This window comes from Vreelandella aquamarina (assembly GCF_044805175.1).
GTDB lineage: Bacteria > Pseudomonadota > Gammaproteobacteria > Pseudomonadales > Halomonadaceae > Vreelandella > Vreelandella aquamarina_B.
Genome location: NZ_CP085232.1, coordinates 2,179,902 through 2,198,187 on the forward strand (window position 1 = coordinate 2,179,902; position 18,286 = coordinate 2,198,187).

An 18,286-nucleotide genomic window follows, 5' to 3' on the forward strand; every position below is an offset into this window, starting at 1 on the left:
GTTAGCCAGTATATTTCACCCATGAATAGCTATAAAAAAGCGCCGCTTTTTAAGGCGACGCTGGAATACGGCTAGAGAGTGAGGAGAGTTAAACAAACACTACATTAGCAACATCTCGATAGCGGTTAGCAAAATGAACCGTCATCCCCTCTTTCAGGTACTCGGGCAGCTCTTCATAGTCACGGCGGTTAGCTTCGGGCAGGATCACTTCGAAAATATCGCTGCGCCGTGCGGCAATGATTTTTTCCCGAATGCCCCCTACCGGTAGCACTTGGCCCGTGAGGGTTAACTCACCGGTCATGGCAAGCGGGCGGTTAATTGCTTGGTGCTTCGCCAGCGACAGCAGCGCGGTGGTCATCGTCACGCCTGCCGAAGGGCCATCCTTGGGTGTTGCCCCCTCTGGTACATGCAGGTGCACAAAGGCAGAGTCAAAGAAGTCGGCATCGGCCCCGTACTCAGCCAAATGGCCAAGGGTGTAGCTATAGGCAATATTGGCCGACTCTTTCATGACATCGCCCAGCTTGCCGGTCAGCTTGAAACCGCGATCCAGAGAGTGCACTTTACCTGCTTCGATAGGCAGGGTCGCGCCGCCCATGGAGGTCCAGGCGAGCCCTGTCACCACCCCTTCGCCTTTCAGCACTTTCTCTTTGCGGAAGAGCGGCGCGCCCAGGAACTCCTCCAGGTTCTTAACCGAGATCTTAACGGTTTCAACCTCTTCTTCCAGCAGCTTCACAGCCGCCTTGCGAACGATACGATGGAGCTGCTTTTCCAGCTGGCGCACGCCCGCTTCCCGCGCATAGCCTTCAATGACCTGCTTGAGGGCAGCATCGGTCAGGTTAATCCGCTTTTTCGGCAGGTTGTCGCGCTTGAGCAGCTTGGGCCACAGGTGATGCTTGGCAATCTGCACTTTCTCTTCAGCGATATAGCCCGACAGGCGAATCTGCTCCATGCGGTCCAGCAGCGGGCCGGGGATGCTGTCTAGCGTATTGGCGGTACAGACGAAGAGCACCTTGGAAAGGTCCATTCGCACATCGAGGTAGTGATCCAGGAAGTCAACGTTCTGCTCGGGGTCGAGTACTTCCAGCAGTGCCGAGGCAGGGTCGCCCTGGAAGGATTGGCCAAGCTTATCGATTTCATCCAGCATAATGACCGGATTTTCCACCTCGACCTCTTTGAAAGCCTGGACAAGCTTGCCAGGCATCGCGCCCACATAGGTGCGCCGGTGGCCCTTGATCTCGGCTTCATCTCGCATACCGCCTACCGAGAAGCGGTAAAACTTCCGGCCCAGCGCTTCGGCGATGGAGCGTCCGATCGAGGTTTTACCCACCCCTGGCGGGCCTACCAGCAGCACGATGGAGCCGCCCACGTCGCCTTTAAAAGTGCCTTCGGCAAGAAACTCGATGATCCGCTCCTTCACGTCTTTTAGGCCATCGTGGTCGCGGTCGAGCACTTCTCGGGCGTGGGCGAGATCTAGCTTATCCTCGCTTGTGATCCCCCAGGGCAGCGAGGTCAACCAATCCAGGTAGTTACGGGTGGTGCCATACTCCGGCGAGCCGGTTTCCAGCACGCTAAGCTTATTCAGCTCTTCATCAATACGCGCCTGAACCCGCTCGGGTACTACCAAGGCTTCGAGCCGGTTTCGGAAAGTGTCCACGTCATTTTCGCGGTCATCTTTAGAGATGCCTAGCTCGCGCTGAATCACCTTCAGCTGCTCGCGCAGGAAGAACTCCCGCTGACGCTCCTGCATCTGGGCGTTGACCTGCTCGCTGATCTCGCTCTGCAGTTGGGCAACATCAATCTCTTTACGCAGCAGCGGCAGCACTTTTTGCATCCGCTCGGCAACGGGCAGCGTCGCCAGCACGTCTTGCAACTCTGGGCCTTTGGCCGAAGTAATCGCGGCGGCAAAGTCGGTCAGCGGGCCGGGCTGATGGGGGCTAAAGCGGTTGAGGTAGTGTTTTAGCTCCTCCCCATAGAGCGGGTTGATCGGCAGCAGCTCTTTAATGCCGTTAATGATCGCCATGGCGTAAGCACGGGTCTCTTCATCTTCGGCATTGACCGGCTCTTTCGGGTAGGTGACTTCTACCAGATACGGCGGCTCTTTAGAGAGCCAGCGTTGAATTTTAAAGCGCTGCAACCCCTGGGCGATGAACTGGATCTGCTGATCTTCACCCTTGAGCTTATGCACCTTCACGGCGGTGCCAATTTCGGGGAAGTTTTCATGATCCAGCGACTCAACGCCCTGCTCCCCCACAAAGGCCACGCCGATAGTGTGATGCGGCGTATTGCCCACCCGGCGCATGGTCTCTTCCCAGCGCTCGCGGTTAATCACCAGCGGCTGCACCTGGGCGGGGAAGAAGGGGCGGTTATGAATTGGTAGTAGGTAGATGCGTTCGGGCAGCATCTCGCTGGCGGGCACAATCGAATTTACCCGCTCACCGTCGGAGCGGTAGTCGTCGCTTTTGGAGCTATCTTCTTTGGACTCGTGCGGCTCGCTCTCAGAGAGCCAGTCATGGTGTTCGTGATCGCGGTCGTAATCCTGGTCGCTCATGCGCCCTCCCATCAACAGTAACCAGCGGCTCTCGCCGCTTAGCATTGCTACAGGAATGTGGGCACAGGGTGAAAACTTCAACCCTAAAGATGATTTACCCCACAGCGCGCCGATAGGTTAGGGCGGCAGCAACTGAGGCATCGGGCGGCCATTGACGCGCCATACACCGCGAATAACATCAAACTGCAGCTCTTGGGTACCTAGTGGCAACCCTAACCATAAAGCTGCCATGGTGGGCGCATCGTGCCACACAAAATCTCCGTCGATACGCTCTAGCCAGCGGGCACGCTCATCGGGCTTATCAAGCGCGGTAATGCTTAGCTCATCTAAGCGGCGGGCATCGAAAAATAGTGCGCCATCCGCATTTACCTGCAAGCCAAGCAGCGGGCTATCAATATCGATAGTGGTGACATCCAGGCGTGGGGAATCGCTAAGCACCTGACGTAAGTGCGGCTCTAATCGGGACAGTAAGCCTTCTGCCATGGGCAGGCTAGCGTCGCCCCAGGCGGCTTCCTGGCGCAAACGGCGTATAGTCTCGCGCACGGCATCCGCATTTAGCCGGGAAAGTTCCGCCTCTATTCGGCCGCTTAACAACGAGGTATCGGGCGCTTCGCTGGGCACGCGCACATCCCCGACAATCAGCTCACCTTTTAAGCGCAGCTCGCTCTCATCCAGCTCCATATGGCTATGCACGTCGAAAGGAGTGACGTGGATATCGTAGGCAGGGTAGCGAAGCGCTAGGCTTTCAATATGCAGATGGTCGCGCTGGGCAAAGTGATAGGCGTCTTCAATATAAGTATAGCGGCTCTCTAACTGGGCTGGCCCCAGGGTGAGCTGGGCAAGCCCATCGGTCAGCGTGAGCTGCTCCAACAAGCCGCGCAGGCGCCAATCCCCAAACACACCCTCCAACCGAACGCGCGCACCGCGCACCGCCAACTCGCGGCCACTCTGCTGAATAACGAAGGGGGCCAGAGCTAAGCGCAGCTCAGTATGCCCGCTTAATGTTTGGTAGCGCCCCTGCCAGCGCGGCACGGAAGGTGCCGAGACCTCGCCCACCGCTTTCTGCAGCACGCTGTCTAGGCGCGGCAACAGAGTGCCCTCTACATCGGTACTGAGCACCCCATGACGAGCCCGGTAGGTCAGTTCCAAACGCCAAGGGCGACCCAAAAGAGGGGAAAGAATCAATCTTCCACGGGAGGTTAGCCAGCCTTGGTGGCTCTCAATTCGACTGACGCGCCATTCGCCCCGCGCCTCCAGATCCTCTAGCGCTTGGCGTAGGCTGCGCTCAAAAAGAACGCTAGATAGCAGTTGCGCGACCATCCAGATCACGGCAATAGCCGCGAGGATAGGCACGATCAAACGTTCCTTGCGCATGCTATCTCCTTGAATAGCCTCCTTGACCCTGCAGGCAGTAGGCGTGCAGCACAGTAAGCATAGCAGTTGATACCCAGGCTTAAATTAATGCAGCCAGAACCAAAGGTGCATCGTACTCCAGGCGTAGATCCCTGCCATTACATCATCAATCATAATGCCGAAGCCACCGGCTACCCGGCGGTCTGCCCAGCGAATGGGCCATGGCTTAAAGACGTCGAAGATGCGGAATACCACAAAGCCCCATAGCGCCGCCTCCCAGGAGAAAGGCACCGCCGCCATGGTAATCCAGTAACCTACAAACTCATCCCATACGATCCCTGAGTGGTCGTGTACCCCTAGGTCATGGGACGTTTTATCGCATAGCCATACCCCTACCACAAAGGACACTAAGACGATGCCTAGGTACCAGCCTAGGGTCAGGTCGGCCATCATCCAGTAGAACGGGATGGCCGCCAGGGTGCCAAAGGTACCCGGCGCCCAGGGCACCGTACCGCTGCCCAGGCCAAAGGCAAAAAAGTGGGTGGGGCGTCGCCAGACGCTCGCCGGTGCGCGGTTCATTGGACACCCCCGCGAAAATGCTGCCAGCCGGTAGCGCCTTGCGACGACACTCCTGTCACCCCAAGCGCTTCGGTGCAGCAGCCAATCACGCTGAGCGAAAGGCCAAGCTCAGCCAATTGCGCTTGCGCTTGGGCAACCTTGGCCGGCGGTAGCGTAACCAGCAGTTCATAGTCATCACCGCCAGATAGCGCAGCGGCTAAGGCCGCATCGCTGCCCAGCGCTTCGGCCAACCCTTCCGCCAGAGGTAGAGCGTCGGGCTGCAACGCGACCCCCACCTGGGATGCTTCCCGCAGATGCGCCAGATCCGCCAGCAGGCCATCGGAAATATCCATCGCCGCCGTGGCCAACCCACGTAGCGCAATACCGGCACTCAGCCGTGGCTGGGGCAAGAGATAGCGCTGTAGCAACGGGTGCTCAAGGTCGCGCTCACCCTGTTGCCACAACGCTAGCCCACCTGCGCCACCGCCTAATGCACCGGTCACAGCCACCACATCGCCCACCTGGGCACCCGAGCGGGTCATGGCCGTGCCTGCAGGCACTTCACCCATCACGGTGACGCTAATGCTGAGCGCACCGGAGGTCACATCGCCACCGGCAAGGGTCGTGGCGTGCTGCTGACAGAGCGCATGGAAGCCGCGGGCATAGCCCGCAAGCCACTGCTCGGCAGCGGCATCATCCTGGAAAGCACGCTGATCGAGGGTAATCGCCATCAAGCACCAGCGCGACTTAGCCCCCATAGCGGCTAAATCGCTGAGCGCCACGGCTAATGCCCGGTGCCCTATCGCATAGGCGGGTGCATCATGGGGAAAGTGCACATCGACGACGGATGTATCCACACTCACCGCCAGCTGCTGCCCCGCCTGGGGTACCAATAGCGTGGCGTCATCACCGCATCCTAGGGCAACGCCATCTGTCGCTTGCGCCTCCTGCGGCGACATAAAGTAACGTCGAATCAGATCGAATTCGGCAAGCACAAAGGCCCCTTAAACGCTTGATCAGGCGGCCCGCTTATAAGCGGCGGGCGCTGACTTCGGCACTTCGTAAGCGGTTAGCCAGCTTATCGAGAATGCCATTCACGTATTTATGGCCGTCGGTGGCGCCAAATGATTTTGCCAGCTCAACGCCTTCGTTAATCACTACGCGGTAAGGCACTTCCATTCGCCGAGAGAGCTCGTAAGCCCCAAGGCGAAGAATGGCCAACTCCACCGCGTCCAAATCTTCCAAGCGGCGATCAAGCAGCGGGGCAATTTCACGGTCCAGCTCGGTTTTGAAGCGCACCGTGTTATGCAGAAGTTCATGGAACAGCGCTTTATCAGCGATTTCCATGACTTTTACCCAATTCTCATGATCTTCCAAGTCGTCGTCAGCCACCTGGCTACGAAACTCGGCTTCAATCGTGGTAATGGACTTACCGGTCATCTGCCACTGGTAAAGCCCCTGTACCGCTAACTCCCTTGCGGCGTGACGCCCTTGCTGTGCGGCAGAGGGCTTGCGTTCACGACGCTCGCTCATTGGGACTCTCCTACCGGCAGCGCGCGCAACAGTGAGACCATTTCCATCGCCGCCATGGCAGCTTCGGTGCCTTTATTACCGGCTTTAGTACCCGCACGCTCGATAGCTTGCTCAATGGACTCAACGGTCAGTACGCCGTTTGCCACCGGGGTGTCAAACTCCAGCTGGAGGTGGTTCATGGCCGTGTTACAGCCACCCGCCACATACTCAAAGTGGGGCGTGCCGCCGCGGATGACCGCACCAAGGGCAATCACCGCATCCGGCTTCATCACGTTAAGGACGCGCTTCACTGCCAAGGGCAGTTCCCATGCACCGGGAACGTGAACAATATGGATATTCTCGGCATCTACACCGTGGCGTGTCAGGCTGTCGACGGCGCCTTCCACTAAGCTATCAACGACGTGATGGTTAAAGCGACCCACCACGATGACATAGCGCCCATCGACGTCTACAAAGGTGCCTTCAACTTGCGAAAGGGATTGCATCAATTTATTCCTGCTGAGAAGTTGGCTCATACGCCGTGTCATTGGGCCCCAGGCGCTCGACCACTTCAAGATCAAACCCAGAGAGCGCCGAGAATTTCCACGGGGAGCTGAGTAGCCGCATTTTACCCACGCCTAAATGGCGTAGAATCTGCGAGCCAGTACCAATCGTTAAGTAGTTGCCGGAGCCGTCCGAATCGCTGGTACGCGGCTTGCGCACGCGATCTAGGAAAACCTCCAACTGGTCTTTTAAATCTTGATGCGGGCGTCCGTCATCAATGAGGACAAACACCCCAGCCGACGCCTGGGCAATTTCATGAATTGCGCGGTTAGCGTCCCACCGGCACTGGTCACCTTTCATCAGACCCAGCACGTCGCGCAGCGTATCAGCAAGATGCACGCGCACTGTGGTGGCCTGTCCAGGCGTTGGCTGCCCTTTTACCAGCGCCAGATGGTGTGCGCCCTGGATACGGTCGCGGAACACATGCAGTGCCAGTTCGCCATGAACGGTGGACACTTGGGTCGTTTCCAGGTGGTCAACGGTTTGCTCGTTGACAATACGGTAGTGGATGAGGTCCGCAATGGTACCCATCTTAATGCCGTGGGCTTTAGCGAACACTTCCAGCTCCGGACGACGCGCCATACTACCGTCATCGTTCATGATCTCACAGATCACACCGCTGGGATCCAGGCCGGCCAGCGCTGCCAAATCACAGGCTGCCTCAGTGTGCCCGGCGCGGCGCAGCACGCCACCCGGCTCGGCCATCAACGGAAAAATATGCCCTGGCTGGACGATATCCGACGGTTTAGCGTTCGGCGCCACGGCTGCCTGCACGGTACGTGCACGGTCAGCGGCTGAAATACCGGTGGTGACACCCTCGGTCGCCTCGATAGAGAGGGTAAACTTGGTGCCATAGCCTGAGCCGTTATCGCGCACCATCAGCGGCAGGTTTAACTGCTCGCAGCGTTCGCGGGTCATCGGCATACAGATCAAGCCACACGCATAGCGTGCCATGAAGTTGATATGCTCAGGCTTCACCATTTCGGCGGCCATGATGATATCACCTTCATTCTCGCGATCCTCATCATCCATGAGAATCACCATTTTGCCCTGGCGAATATCTTCCACCAGCTCGGCGATAGGGGATAAACCCTCAGAAGAAGAGTGCGCCATGGAATCTCCAAAAAATGTGGTCGCATTGCATGCGAATTCGGGCGTCAGGGTACCTTGCAATTGCAACTTGCGCTAGTCAGCGTAAGGGGTCGCGGTAATCCACCAGTCGCGCCCCACCGTCCGGGTCTCTTTAATCGTCAGGCGTTTTTGGTCAGCCATCTGGGTAATCCCAGGCAGCGTAAAGAGCGGCCTTGCATCGCTTCCCAGCAGCGTGGGCGCGACAAATAGCTGCAGTTCGTCGACTAAATTAGCCTCCCAAAGCGCGCCCGCCAGCGTGGCTCCCGTCTCCACCAGCAACTCGTTAACCTGCTCATTATCTGCTAGCCAACGGAGCATGTCAGCTAGCGCAATCCGCCCTCCTTCCGCAGCGGGTAACACCTGGATATCGGCCCCAGCAGCCGCTAATTTATGCCGCTTCTCTTCGCTATGCTGGTCGGTGGTGATGATCAGCGTGCGCCCCGGCTCGCGCAGGCAGGCCGCCGCAAGCGGCAGGCGCAACCGTGAATCCAGTATCACTCGCAGCGGCTGACGTTGAACAACCTCAGCGGCGTTATCCAGCGCCAGCTGGTCAGCACGCAGGGTTAGGCGTGAATCATCCATAATGATGGATTCCACACCGCTTAAAATCGCGCTGGAACGGGCGCGCAGCCGCTGCACCTGGGTGCGCGCTTCGGGGCCGGTAATCCACTGGGACTCCCCCGACCCCATCGCGGTGCGGCCATCCAGGCTCATCGCCATTTTCAGCCGAACAAAGGGGCGTTGGCGCTCCATGCGGGAGAGAAAACCAGGGTTCAGCGTCCGGGCCTCCCCTTCCAGCAGCCCAACCTCTACCTTTATACCCGCTGCCGCTAAGTACTGAATGCCACCGCCGCCCACCTGTGGGTTGGGGTCGCCCATCGCTACCACCACGCGAGCCACACCAGCTTGCGCCAAAGCTACCGCACAGGGGCCAGTGCGCCCGGTGTGGGAGCAGGGTTCCAGCGTGACATAGGCGGTGGCGCCCTGGGCTTGGCTGCCTGCCGCTTTCAGGGCATGAATTTCCGCATGGGGTTCTCCCGCGCGTACATGGTAGCCCTCGCCCACCACGCGGCCTTCCCCACAGCCATCGAAGCGCACAATCACACACCCGACCCTGGGGTTGGGGTCGGTGGTATAAAGCCCGCGCCTAGCCAGCTGGATAGCGCGAGCCATGTGGCGATGGTCGGCGGTGGAGAACTCACCCATTACGATGCTCCGTGCCGTTTGCCATTGCCCTCAGGCTCATCCGTGGGCTCTTGAGAGAGGCGATCAATTTCCGCGCGGAACTCGTCTAAATCCTGGAATTTGCGATATACCGAAGCAAAACGGATATAGGCCACTTGGTCTAAATTACGCAGGGCTTTCATGACCGCTTCACCGATCTCACGGGCATTCACTTCGCGGTCCCCACGAGCGCGTAGCGTCTGGCGAATACGTTCCACCGATGCTTCAATGGCTTCCGCGCTTACCGGGCGCTTTTCTAAGGCGCGCAGCATACCTGCACGCAACTTCGCCTCGCTAAAGCTCTCACGGGAGCCGTCGGATTTTACAACCCGAGGCATGATCAGCTCAGCAGTTTCATAAGTCGTAAAGCGCTCTTGGCAGTTGGCGCACTGGCGGCGGCGGCGCACCTGATCGCCTTCCGCCACCAGCCTTGAATCTGTCACTCTCGTATCATTTGCACCACAAAAAGGGCAATGCATGGCAGTCAACCTATTATCAGTACGCACCAGGATCTGTGCGTGCAGCGTGTCAGCCAGTGCGAATAAAAAGCGCCACAGGACTTAATGCCCTGCCCATTATTCGCCATTTTATAAACTGTTTTATCGCCTATTATCGGCAGCAGGCGTATCGCTGCCCTTACGGCGTAGCTGTGTTATATAACGCGTGTATCAACACGGCATTGTAACGATTTGGCACACAAGCTGCAGCGTTTGTCGAAGGTTGATTTACAGGACACCCTTATGACTCCTTTCGAGCAGACTGTTCACCACTACCTCACCCACCTGTATGGCCCCCGTGCCGGGGAAGTACAGCGGCGCCTAGGGCAGCATCTTGAGCATTTTCGCACCGCCTCGCCCGCTGCCCTGCCAGCCAGCACAGCGAACCAACATGCACCAACATGGAGCGAAAAGGATCAGTGGGTTATTTGTTACGGTGATTCCATCGTCGCAGACGGTGCGCCACCGTTGGAAGTGCTGGACACTTTCTTGCAGCGCTACCTGGGCGACACCATTAGCGGCGTGCATGTGCTGCCGTTCTTTCCCTGGAGCAGCGACGATGGCTTTTCGGTCATTCACTATCGGGAGGTCAATAGCGAGCTGGGCGAGTGGGCGCATATCCAAGCCCTCGCCAACCACTATGACGTCATGGCCGATTTAGTGCTCAACCACGTATCGCGAGAGTCGCTCTGGTTTGTCGATTACCTGACCGGCAGCCTGCCTGGCCGCGACTACTTTATCGAAGTTGATCCGGAAACAGATGTTTCCCAGGTGACGCGCCCGCGCAGCAGCCCGCTATTAGTGCCAATCTCAACGCGCCGTGGCACCCGCCACCTTTGGGCGACCTTTTCGGAAGATCAAATCGACCTCAACTTCGAGAACCCGGATGTGCTGCTGGAGTTCGTCGGAATTTTGCTGTTCTACCTGCAGCAAGGGGTACGCATGATTCGCCTGGACGCGGTCGCGTTCCTATGGAAACGGCTAGGAACCTCCTGCATCCACCTGCCGGAGACCCATACGGTGGTGCGCCTGCTGAGGGCGATTGTGGATGAAGTGGCTCCCGGCACGCTGTTGATTACCGAAACCAACGTGCCCCACGCTGAAAACATCAGCTACTTTGGCTTGGAGCGGCTAGCGGAAGGCGCGCCGGATGAAGCCCACATGGTGTATCAGTTCGCCCTGCCACCGCTGCTGCTGCATTCCCTGACCCGCGGCGAAGCCACCACGCTACAGGCATGGTTAAACAGCTTGCCGGTACTGCCTAAGCAGTGTACCTACTTAAACTTCACCGCCAGCCACGATGGTATTGGTGTGCGCCCCTTAGAAGGGCTGCTGCCCGACCATGAGCGGGATGCCTTGCTGGAGCTGATGCACCGCTTCGGCGGTTTCGTCAGTATGCGTAGCAACCCCGATGGCAGCGACACGCCCTACGAAATCAACATTACCTGGTTTGAAGCCATGCGCGGCACCCGCCGCGGGCCAGACCCGTGGCAAATTGCGCGCTTTCTGTGCAGCCAAGCGATCATGCTCAGCCTGCAAGGAATACCCGCGCTCTATATCCATACGCTCACCGGCACGCTGAACGATGTCGAAGGCGTGGAGCGCAGCGGCCGTTTACGCTCGATTAACCGTCGCCGTTGGCAGCGGGACGAGCTAGAGCTGCTGCTGGAGACTCCCTCTACGCCGACCCATGACGTTTTCCACGCACTGCGCCGGCTGCTAGAACAGCGCCGCCAAGAGCCCTGTTTCCACCCCAACGTTCCACAACGGGTAGTGGAAACACCGCCGGAACTGTTGGCGATTGAGCGCGGCCCGCTCAGTAACGGGCGTCGCCTGCTTGCGCTGTTTAACGTTACCGATGGCAAGTTTGACCTCGCCCACGCAGGCGATGCCCTGAATCAAGCGCTTAACCAGCACAACTGGCAACCGATTGACCCGCTCACCCCACGCCACGAGGAAACCCTGCCGCCTTATGCTGTACGCTGGCTAGTCGCTGAGACGTAGGCGCGCTGCGGCATAACGCCCCAGGAACGCTCTTACGTAATCGCCAAATAATCATTACCTGCGACACTGTTAGAAAATCACCTGACGGGGCTATATTGCCCCGTCACGCTTTGTAAAAAGGATAGTGCAATGCCATGCGTTTCTTTCAAGAGTATGAGTCGCTTCGCCTTGCTTACCACGCTGGGTAGCGCAGCGGCGGCCAGCCATGCTGACGAACTGCCTGCGCCTGTGCAGGCGCTGGCCAACCAGGGCTTAACCATTCACGGGCAATTTGAGGCGCCCGGGGGAATGCGCGGCTTTGGGGCCAGCGCTCAGGGCCAGGATATGGCGATTTATTTAACGCCAGATGGAGAGCACGCCATTATCGGCACGCTAGTCGATAGCGAAGGTAGCAACCTGACGGAAGCACAGCTAGACGAGCATGTGCGGGTGCCGCTGGAAGCCGAAACCTGGCAGCTGTTGGAAGAGAGCCACTGGGTTCAGGATGGCGACCCTAACGCCCCTCGGGTGATTTACACCTTCACCGATGCCAACTGCCCCTACTGCCGCCAGATGTGGCAACAAACCCGCCCCTGGGTAGAGGCCGGCAGCGTCCAGCTCCGCCACATTATGGTCGGTATTCTGGCCCCCAATAGTCCAGCCCTAGCCGCCACCATCCTCGGTGCCGACGACCCCTCCGCCGCGCTGCACCGCCACAGCGAAGGCGACGAACTCACCCCCAGCGCCCAGCCACGGGACATTGAAGAGCAGGTATACGACAATAATCAGCTATTTGAAGAGCTAGGCCTCTACGCCACCCCCACCAGCGCTTACCAGCGTGAAACGCAAGACGGCAACTTACGCATCGACCGCATTCAAGGCCTCCCCAGCCCAGAACGCCTCATTGAGATGATGGGTAGCGAAGCGCCTTAACTAGCAAAACAGCCTTAAAAGGGCGATTTCATAGCCGCCCTTTTGGTGTGTCTTAACGCGCTTTACTCATCAGCGAGATTTTCAAAGCGCGGTACACCCACATTCCAGGGCTGGATGTCGCCTTTTTCACCGAAATTCGCGTGGTCGCCTAGCACATGGCCGTCGTGTTCGCGGGTTTGGCCGTAGAGCGAGCGGTTGTGGAACGTGGGGCCGAACCGCTCGGCGGTTTCCGCGACATCGCCGGTGTAGCGCGGGTCTTGGGGGCGCTCTTGGCTATTGATGTAGTAAGCGATATCCCACGCTTGCTGGCCGGTTAACGAGCGCGGCTGGCCCAGTGGCATGTTTTGGTAGATGAAACCAGCCATGGTCTCTACCCGTGCAATACCAGCTCCCCAGTTGTTAGAGCCATCGCCCCAAGGGGCAGGGAACACATACTCGCCGTTTTCATAGTGCCCGGAGCCATCTTCCTGGTGGCAGATGGCGCAGTTTTCCTGATAGGCCTCCTCGCCCCTGGCATAGCTGGGTGCTTCTGGCTGTTCAGGCGCGGGGAAGCCACGGCCATAGATCGGTTTATCCGGGTACATCGGCGCGCCGGTGGCGAGCCACTGATGGTAGGCGCTAAGCGCCAGCATTTCATCGCTGCCATACTCAGGCGGCGTGCCGTTCATGGAGTAGGCAAAGCAACCTGCAATACGCTCCTCCAGATTGTTCACGTGCTGATTTTTGCCGCGAAAATCCGGCAAGGTGACCGCTGCTGGCCATACCGGTGCACTAAACGGTACTCGGCCCTCTCCCAGGTGGCAGCTTGAGCAGTTCATATCGTTGAACACATACTCCCCTCGCAGCTGCTGGGTATTGGTAAACAGGTCATAGCCGTAGCGGATAACTTTTTTAAGCTCTGGATGGAGATCCGAGGCTTCCAGGTCTTCCATGGTGGGCGGTTCGTGTACCAGCTGATTCAGCGCGGCATCGGCCCGCTCCTCCTGCTGGGCAAACGCATTCGCTGCGTAGAGGCTCAAACTGGTGCCTACTGCAAGAGTGCTGCTGGATAGCACGATCACTATATAACGATGGTAATTACTCATTGTGCGGCCTCCCCTTCAGCGGCGGGCTGGGTGGCGTACCACGCGGAGACCGCCTGAATATCCTCTTCGCTCATGCGCTTGGCAATCGCCCCCATTAGGTTTTGGGGGTCGTTACTGCGTGTATCGTTCTTCCAAGCGTTTAACTGTGCACTGATATAGCCTGCATGTTGACCAGCAATGCCGGGGAACGTCTCTCCCACACCCTGGCCGCCCGGGCCATGGCAGCTCTTACAGGAGACAATATAAGCGTTCCAGTCGCCCCGTTCGGCCAGCTGCTCGCCGCGATCCAGCAGCGCTTCATCGGCATTTTCGCCCCCTTGTCCCGGCGTTGGAGGGAGCTGGCTGTAATACGCCGCCACATCAGCAATTTGCTGGTCGTTAAGCATGTTCGCAAACGGCATCATGGTGGCGTTTTGGCGCTCCCCGGACTTAAAGTCATGCAGCTGCTTGGCGATATAGCCCGCATTAAGGCCCGCCAAACGCGGCCAGGACTCACCGCCGGAAATATTCATGCCGCCGCCGTTGGCTTGGTGGCAAGCGACACAGGTAGCCGATGTCTCTTGCCCACGCTCAGCATCCCCCTCTTGCGCCGGGCTGGCACTTGCCATCAAGCAAGCCCCCAACAGCAGGCTAAACCTACCCCACGTTGATGTTTTCATTTTCCTCCCCCCATTGCGTCGGTTGTTATGACGTTGTGCTATCGCGGTGGTCTATAGGAAGCGTAAGGTGCACATAGAAGCCCCCGGCTTTTGCGTTCTCAAAACGCACGTCGCCACCAAAACGCTCGGCAATCGCGGCAACAATCGCCAGCCCTAAGCCGCTCCCCTGCTGCTTACTGGCCCGCCAAAACCGTTGGGTCAGTTGGGCTAGCGCCTCTTCATCCACCCCTGGGCCTTGGTCGTGAACCGTAAAGGTCATGCCACCGTTGGTTGGGGCTGCCATTAGCGTGATCGGTGCCCCATCCGGCCCGTGGTGCAGGGCGTTATCCAGCAGATTGCGTAGCGCGGTAATCGCCAGCTCCCTGGGTATCGCCAAGCACACGCTAGGCAGCGCCTGTGGCCGTTGGCACTGGCCCTGGGCGGCGGCGCTATCGGCAATGGCCAGCTCAACCACCTGGGCAACATCGCTTGGCTCGCCATCATCGAAGCGCATTCGCCCCTCCACGCGGGCAAGCGTAAGCAGTTGATCTAAAGTATGGGCCAAGCGCACCACTCCCGCCTCGGCATGGTGAAGGGCTTGCTGAGCAACCTCCCCTTCGGCTCGCTGTGCGACCTGTAAGTGGGTTTTGATCGCGGTGAGAGGAGTACGCAGCTCGTGGGCGGCGTCGTTGGTAAAGCGCTGCTCCCGCACCAAGGTTTGCTGCACGCGTATTAAGAGGCTGTTGAGCGTATCGATAAGGGGCTTCATCTCTTTCGGCACGCCGTAAGTAGCCACCGGTGCCAGCGCTTCTGGGTGGCGGCTGGCTAACGACTCCCGCAACCGTGACAGCGGTGCCAGCCCGCGCCATATACCCACCCATAGCGCAATCAGGCTGCCGGTTAACGCCACCACAAACGGCACGACGGCTACCCGAACTACCCCGTTTAGCAGCATCGTGCGCTCATCCATGCGGTCCGCCGTGGTAATGACCAGTCCGCCGCGCTCGTAGGTAAAGACGCGCCAAGTGGTATCGCCCTCCTGGCGGTAGGTGTGACCGCGCTGCCCTGGCGCAAGCACGCTATCCATATTGGCGTGGGTGCGAGCAATCACCTCTCCGCGCGGCGAGTGCACCTGGCAGGCCAACCCCTCGATGGGTGGAATAGCAAGCGTTGTCATCATGCTCTGCTCCCACACCTCTTCCGGTAGCTGCAGCACCAGCCCTGCCACCATACGTGCCGACTGGGCCAAGCGTTGATCCAGCGTGGCAACGAAGGTTTCTTCCAGGTCGTTTAGCAGCCAGGCAGCAGCAACGCCCCAGAGCAGGGCGAGTGTTAGCCCTAGCGTGAGTAGCAGGCGGGCGCGTAGGCTCATCTCGGCCCCTTGGGCGTTTGCTCCAGCGTCTGCACGGCTTCCGGCTTGCCCAAGCGGTAGCCCAGGCCGCGCACGGTCTCGATAATCCCACTACCCAATTTACGGCGCAGATGATGAATATGGACATTGAGCGCATTACTCTCTACATCATCGCTTAGTCCATAGAGGCTATCTTTGAGCTGGTCCGCCGAGAGCACGCTGCGCGGGGCGTGTAAAAACGCCTCTAACAGCACCAACTCACGGCGGGAGAGCGCCACTAGTTCACCCGCTACCCGAACCTCCCGAGCGCTGGGGTCTAGTGTCAGCGCGCCATGCACGGTCAGCCCTTGGCTGCGTCCGGCCACGCGCCGCAGTAGCGCATGTAGCCGTGCCACCAGCTCATCTAAATCAAAGGGTTTTACTAAGTAGTCATCGGCCCCGCTTTGCAGCCCATCCACCCTGTCGCGCACGGCGTCCCTGGCGGTGAGTATTAGCACGGGGGTTGTCACCCCTTCGTCGCGCCAGGATTGCAGCAGCGCTAGCCCGTCGCCATCCGGCAGGCCGCGATCAAGGATGACCACGTCGCTGGCGACGCTCTGCATCGCTTGGCGTGCAGCCTGCGCCGAGGTCACGTGCTCCACCACGAAGTGGTACATCATCAGCCCAGAACGAATGCCAGAGGCCACCAGCGGATCATCTTCTATGAGTAGAACGTGCATAGCGGTTTCCTTGTAATGGAAGCAGCATGGCAAACGTGCATTAACTGAGCGTTAAGGCGTCCAGCACTGCCCTTGCGCCGGATCAAAAAAACGCCCTTACCAGGGGAAGTAAGGGCGTCATTGCGGGAAGCGTTACGAACTTATCGCACCAGACGCTGGGCAATAAACCAGCCCAGCACCATCGCCGCCAACAGTGCAAGCAGCGGCAGCGTTAGCCCACCGATAGAGGCGATGGCTGGCCCCGGGCAGTAGCCGGAAAGCCCCCACCCCACCCCAAACAGCGCCGCTCCGCCTAGCAGCTTGGCATCAAGCTCCTGCTTGGTTGGCAGTTGGAACTTGGTACCAAAGAGCGGCGTACCGCGAGCGAATACTAAACGGTAGCCCACAAAGGTGGTGCCTACGGCGGCCCCGAGTACAAACATCAACGTGGGGTCCCAGGCACCGGCAATATCTAAAAAGCCCAACACCCGCGCGGGGTCCGTCATGCCGGAAATCGCCAGCCCTATGCCAAATAGCAAGCCTGCGATGTAACCCGCTGCGGTTTTGACGGCTGGTGTACTCATACCCCACCCCCAATGACATGCCGCACCACATAAACCGTGGCAATCGCTGTGACCAAAAACATAGCCGTGGCCGCCATGGAGCGGGGGGCCAAGCGCGCCAAGCCGCAGACGCCGTGGCCGCTGGTGCAACCACTACCCAGCCCAGTACCGACGCCAACCAATAGCCCTGCCAGCAGCATCAGCGGTACGCCACCCGCTGGCTCACCAATCACGGCACCGGGCACGCCCGCCACGTTACCCAGCCCGCCGCCCACTGCCATCACCAGCAGCGGGCCGCTAATGAGCCCTACTAAAAACGCCCCCCGCCAAGCGCTATCGCCTTTGGGGCGCTGAGTAATTAAACCGCCAATGATGCCGCTGATACCGGCAATGCGGCCTAGTGCGCCCATCAGCCACACTGCTGAAAGCCCAATCAGCACACCTCCCACTAGCCCGTGCAGGCTCGCTATCCAATCCACATCTAGCTCCTTATGTTACCCAACGCTCGTTGCCTAACGCTTGGTTTTACAGGTGGATATACCCATGAGCGAATAAACTGGGCAGAAATTGAACAGCCCCGTTGCCAACGGCACGACCCCTATCCACCCCCATACACCAATCGTGCCCATCAAGGTCAGCACGATTAACACTAAACCCACCACAATCCGCGCTATTTTGTCGATGCCGCCTACGTTAGTTTTCATCACTGTTTCCTACCCATTTATGTGTCGTTAAGTAAAACCACCGCCGCTTAAAACCAGTTAATTGGTACTTTTAGGTATACTTGGCCGTTATCTTCGGCGGGCGGCAGCTCGCCGGCCCGCATATTGACCTGTACCGAAGGAATAATCAGACGTGGCATTCCCAGCGTGGCATCCCGTTCGGTACGCATTTTGACGAACTCTTCCTCACTAATGCCGTCATGGACGTGCACGTTCGTTTTGCGCTGCTCAGCAACGGAGGTTTCGTGCTGAAATAGCTCGCGCCCTGGGGCTTTATAGTCGTGGCATAGAAATAGCCGCGTTTGCTCGGGCAGCGACAGCACTTTCTGTATGGAGTGGTAGAGCGTGCGGGCATCGCCGCCAGGAAAGTCGCAGCGCGCGGTGCCGTAATCCGGCATAAACAGGGTATCGCCCACAAAGGCGGCATCACCGATCACATAGGTTAAGCAGGCGGGAGTGTGGCCAGGTGTATGCAGCACACGCCCCTCTAACGAGCCAATCGTGAAGGTATCGCCTTCATTGAATAACGCATCAAACTGGCTGCCATCTCGGGCAAACTCAGTGCCCGCATTGAACGCCTTACCAAAGATCTCCTGCACCTCGACAATATGCGCACCAATGCCCGTTTTGCCACCTAACTGCTCATGCAGGTATGGCGCTGCGGAGAGGTGGTCGGCGTGGACATGGGTTTCCAATATCCAAGCCACCTTCAGCTGCTTTTCACGAACAAAGGCTATTATTTGATTAGCTGAACGGACATCCGTGCGTCCTGCGGCGTAATCAAAGTCCAGCACTGAGTCGATAATGGCGCAGGCGCTGCTATCAGGGTCTTGCACCACATAGCTAAACGTGTTGGTTGGCTCGTCAAAAAAGTGGGTGACGATAGGACGTTGCATCCTGAAGCCTCCTAGTGATGGCCTGATGTT

19 protein-coding genes are annotated in these 18,286 nt (G+C 58.6%); 2 read left to right on the forward strand and 17 right to left on the reverse strand.

Translation table 11 applies throughout. The features are described 5' to 3' along the window. Nucleotides 1-88: 88 nt before the first annotated feature. The 9 genes from lon to nrdR all read right to left on the reverse strand — a co-directional run bounded on the left by lon (nt 89) and on the right by nrdR (nt 9,369). Nucleotides 89-2,548 carry an endopeptidase La gene (lon, locus tag LG300_RS10210; protein WP_404375128.1) on the reverse strand — a complete coding sequence of 820 codons (2,460 nt, stop codon included), beginning with the start codon at nt 2,546-2,548 and terminating at the stop codon, nt 89-91. 117 nt (nt 2,549-2,665) lie between these two features. Continuing rightward, a complete protein-coding gene (locus LG300_RS10215) occupies nt 2,666-3,922 on the reverse strand; it encodes a DUF945 family protein (protein WP_404375130.1) in 1,257 nt (418 codons plus the stop codon). 84 nt (nt 3,923-4,006) lie between these two features. Beyond that, nucleotides 4,007-4,480 (reverse strand): phosphatidylglycerophosphatase A, encoded by a 474-nt coding sequence (locus LG300_RS10220; RefSeq protein WP_404375132.1) that lies wholly within the window; start codon nt 4,478-4,480, stop codon nt 4,007-4,009. Continuing rightward, entirely contained in the window at nt 4,477-5,454 is a 978-nt protein-coding gene (gene thiL, locus LG300_RS10225; RefSeq protein ID WP_404375134.1) for a thiamine-phosphate kinase, read from the reverse strand. The genes LG300_RS10220 and thiL overlap by 4 nt, the downstream gene beginning before the upstream one ends. 34 nt (nt 5,455-5,488) lie before the next feature. After that, nucleotides 5,489-5,992, reverse strand: coding sequence for a transcription antitermination factor NusB (nusB, locus tag LG300_RS10230; RefSeq protein ID WP_044630379.1), 504 nt, complete (start codon nt 5,990-5,992; stop codon nt 5,489-5,491). Next, nucleotides 5,989-6,477: a 6,7-dimethyl-8-ribityllumazine synthase gene (gene ribE / locus LG300_RS10235; protein WP_404375137.1), complete on the reverse strand. Its 489-nt coding sequence runs from the start codon at nt 6,475-6,477 to the stop codon at nt 5,989-5,991. Before ribE ends, nusB begins: the two co-directional genes overlap by 4 nt. Before the next feature lie 4 nt (nt 6,478-6,481). Beyond that, complete coding sequence (ribBA, locus tag LG300_RS10240; protein WP_404375139.1) at nt 6,482-7,648, reverse strand: bifunctional 3,4-dihydroxy-2-butanone-4-phosphate synthase/GTP cyclohydrolase II; 1,167 nt, start codon at nt 7,646-7,648, stop codon at nt 6,482-6,484. A gap of 72 nt (nt 7,649-7,720) precedes the next feature. Continuing rightward, complete coding sequence (ribD, locus tag LG300_RS10245; RefSeq protein WP_404375141.1) at nt 7,721-8,872, reverse strand: bifunctional diaminohydroxyphosphoribosylaminopyrimidine deaminase/5-amino-6-(5-phosphoribosylamino)uracil reductase RibD; 1,152 nt, start codon at nt 8,870-8,872, stop codon at nt 7,721-7,723. Further along, nucleotides 8,872-9,369, reverse strand: coding sequence for a transcriptional regulator NrdR (gene nrdR, locus LG300_RS10250; protein WP_404375143.1), 498 nt, complete (start codon nt 9,367-9,369; stop codon nt 8,872-8,874). Before nrdR ends, ribD begins: the two co-directional genes overlap by 1 nt. A gap of 261 nt (nt 9,370-9,630) precedes the next feature. On the opposite strand from nrdR, the gene LG300_RS10255 reads away from it, so the two are divergent. Continuing rightward, on the forward strand, nt 9,631-11,391 hold the full coding sequence (locus LG300_RS10255; RefSeq protein WP_404375145.1) for a sugar phosphorylase: 1,761 nt from the start codon (nt 9,631-9,633) through the stop codon (nt 11,389-11,391). A gap of 129 nt (nt 11,392-11,520) precedes the next feature. Then, complete coding sequence (gene dsbG / locus LG300_RS10260; RefSeq protein ID WP_404375147.1) at nt 11,521-12,303, forward strand: thiol:disulfide interchange protein DsbG; 783 nt, start codon at nt 11,521-11,523, stop codon at nt 12,301-12,303. A 62-nt stretch (nt 12,304-12,365) separates the two neighbouring features. Here dsbG and LG300_RS10265 read toward each other — a convergent pair whose 3' ends face one another. The 8 genes from LG300_RS10265 to LG300_RS10300 all read right to left on the reverse strand — a co-directional run bounded on the left by LG300_RS10265 (nt 12,366) and on the right by LG300_RS10300 (nt 18,256). Continuing rightward, on the reverse strand, nt 12,366-13,388 hold the full coding sequence (locus LG300_RS10265) for a c-type cytochrome (RefSeq protein WP_404375149.1): 1,023 nt from the start codon (nt 13,386-13,388) through the stop codon (nt 12,366-12,368). Beyond that, a complete protein-coding gene (locus LG300_RS10270; protein ID WP_404375151.1) occupies nt 13,385-14,047 on the reverse strand; it encodes a c-type cytochrome in 663 nt (220 codons plus the stop codon). The genes LG300_RS10265 and LG300_RS10270 overlap by 4 nt, the downstream gene beginning before the upstream one ends. Nucleotides 14,048-14,072: 25 nt before the next feature. Continuing rightward, nucleotides 14,073-15,398, reverse strand: coding sequence for an ATP-binding protein (locus tag LG300_RS10275; RefSeq protein ID WP_404375153.1), 1,326 nt, complete (start codon nt 15,396-15,398; stop codon nt 14,073-14,075). Further along, nucleotides 15,395-16,096: a response regulator gene (locus LG300_RS10280; protein ID WP_404375155.1), complete on the reverse strand. Its 702-nt coding sequence runs from the start codon at nt 16,094-16,096 to the stop codon at nt 15,395-15,397. Before LG300_RS10280 ends, LG300_RS10275 begins: the two co-directional genes overlap by 4 nt. A 140-nt stretch (nt 16,097-16,236) precedes the next feature. Then, nucleotides 16,237-16,659: a DUF6691 family protein gene (locus LG300_RS10285; RefSeq protein ID WP_404375157.1), complete on the reverse strand. Its 423-nt coding sequence runs from the start codon at nt 16,657-16,659 to the stop codon at nt 16,237-16,239. Beyond that, nucleotides 16,656-17,117, reverse strand: a complete 462-nt coding sequence (locus LG300_RS10290) for a YeeE/YedE family protein (RefSeq protein WP_404375159.1) — start codon at nt 17,115-17,117, stop codon at nt 16,656-16,658. The genes LG300_RS10285 and LG300_RS10290 overlap by 4 nt, the downstream gene beginning before the upstream one ends. Before the next feature lie 33 nt (nt 17,118-17,150). After that, nucleotides 17,151-17,342 carry a DUF2892 domain-containing protein gene (locus tag LG300_RS10295; RefSeq protein WP_404375161.1) on the reverse strand — a complete coding sequence of 64 codons (192 nt, stop codon included), beginning with the start codon at nt 17,340-17,342 and terminating at the stop codon, nt 17,151-17,153. Nucleotides 17,343-17,389: 47 nt separating this feature from the next. Continuing rightward, nucleotides 17,390-18,256 carry an MBL fold metallo-hydrolase gene (locus tag LG300_RS10300; protein WP_404375163.1) on the reverse strand — a complete coding sequence of 289 codons (867 nt, stop codon included), beginning with the start codon at nt 18,254-18,256 and terminating at the stop codon, nt 17,390-17,392. Between the last annotated feature and the right edge of the window lie 30 nt (nt 18,257-18,286).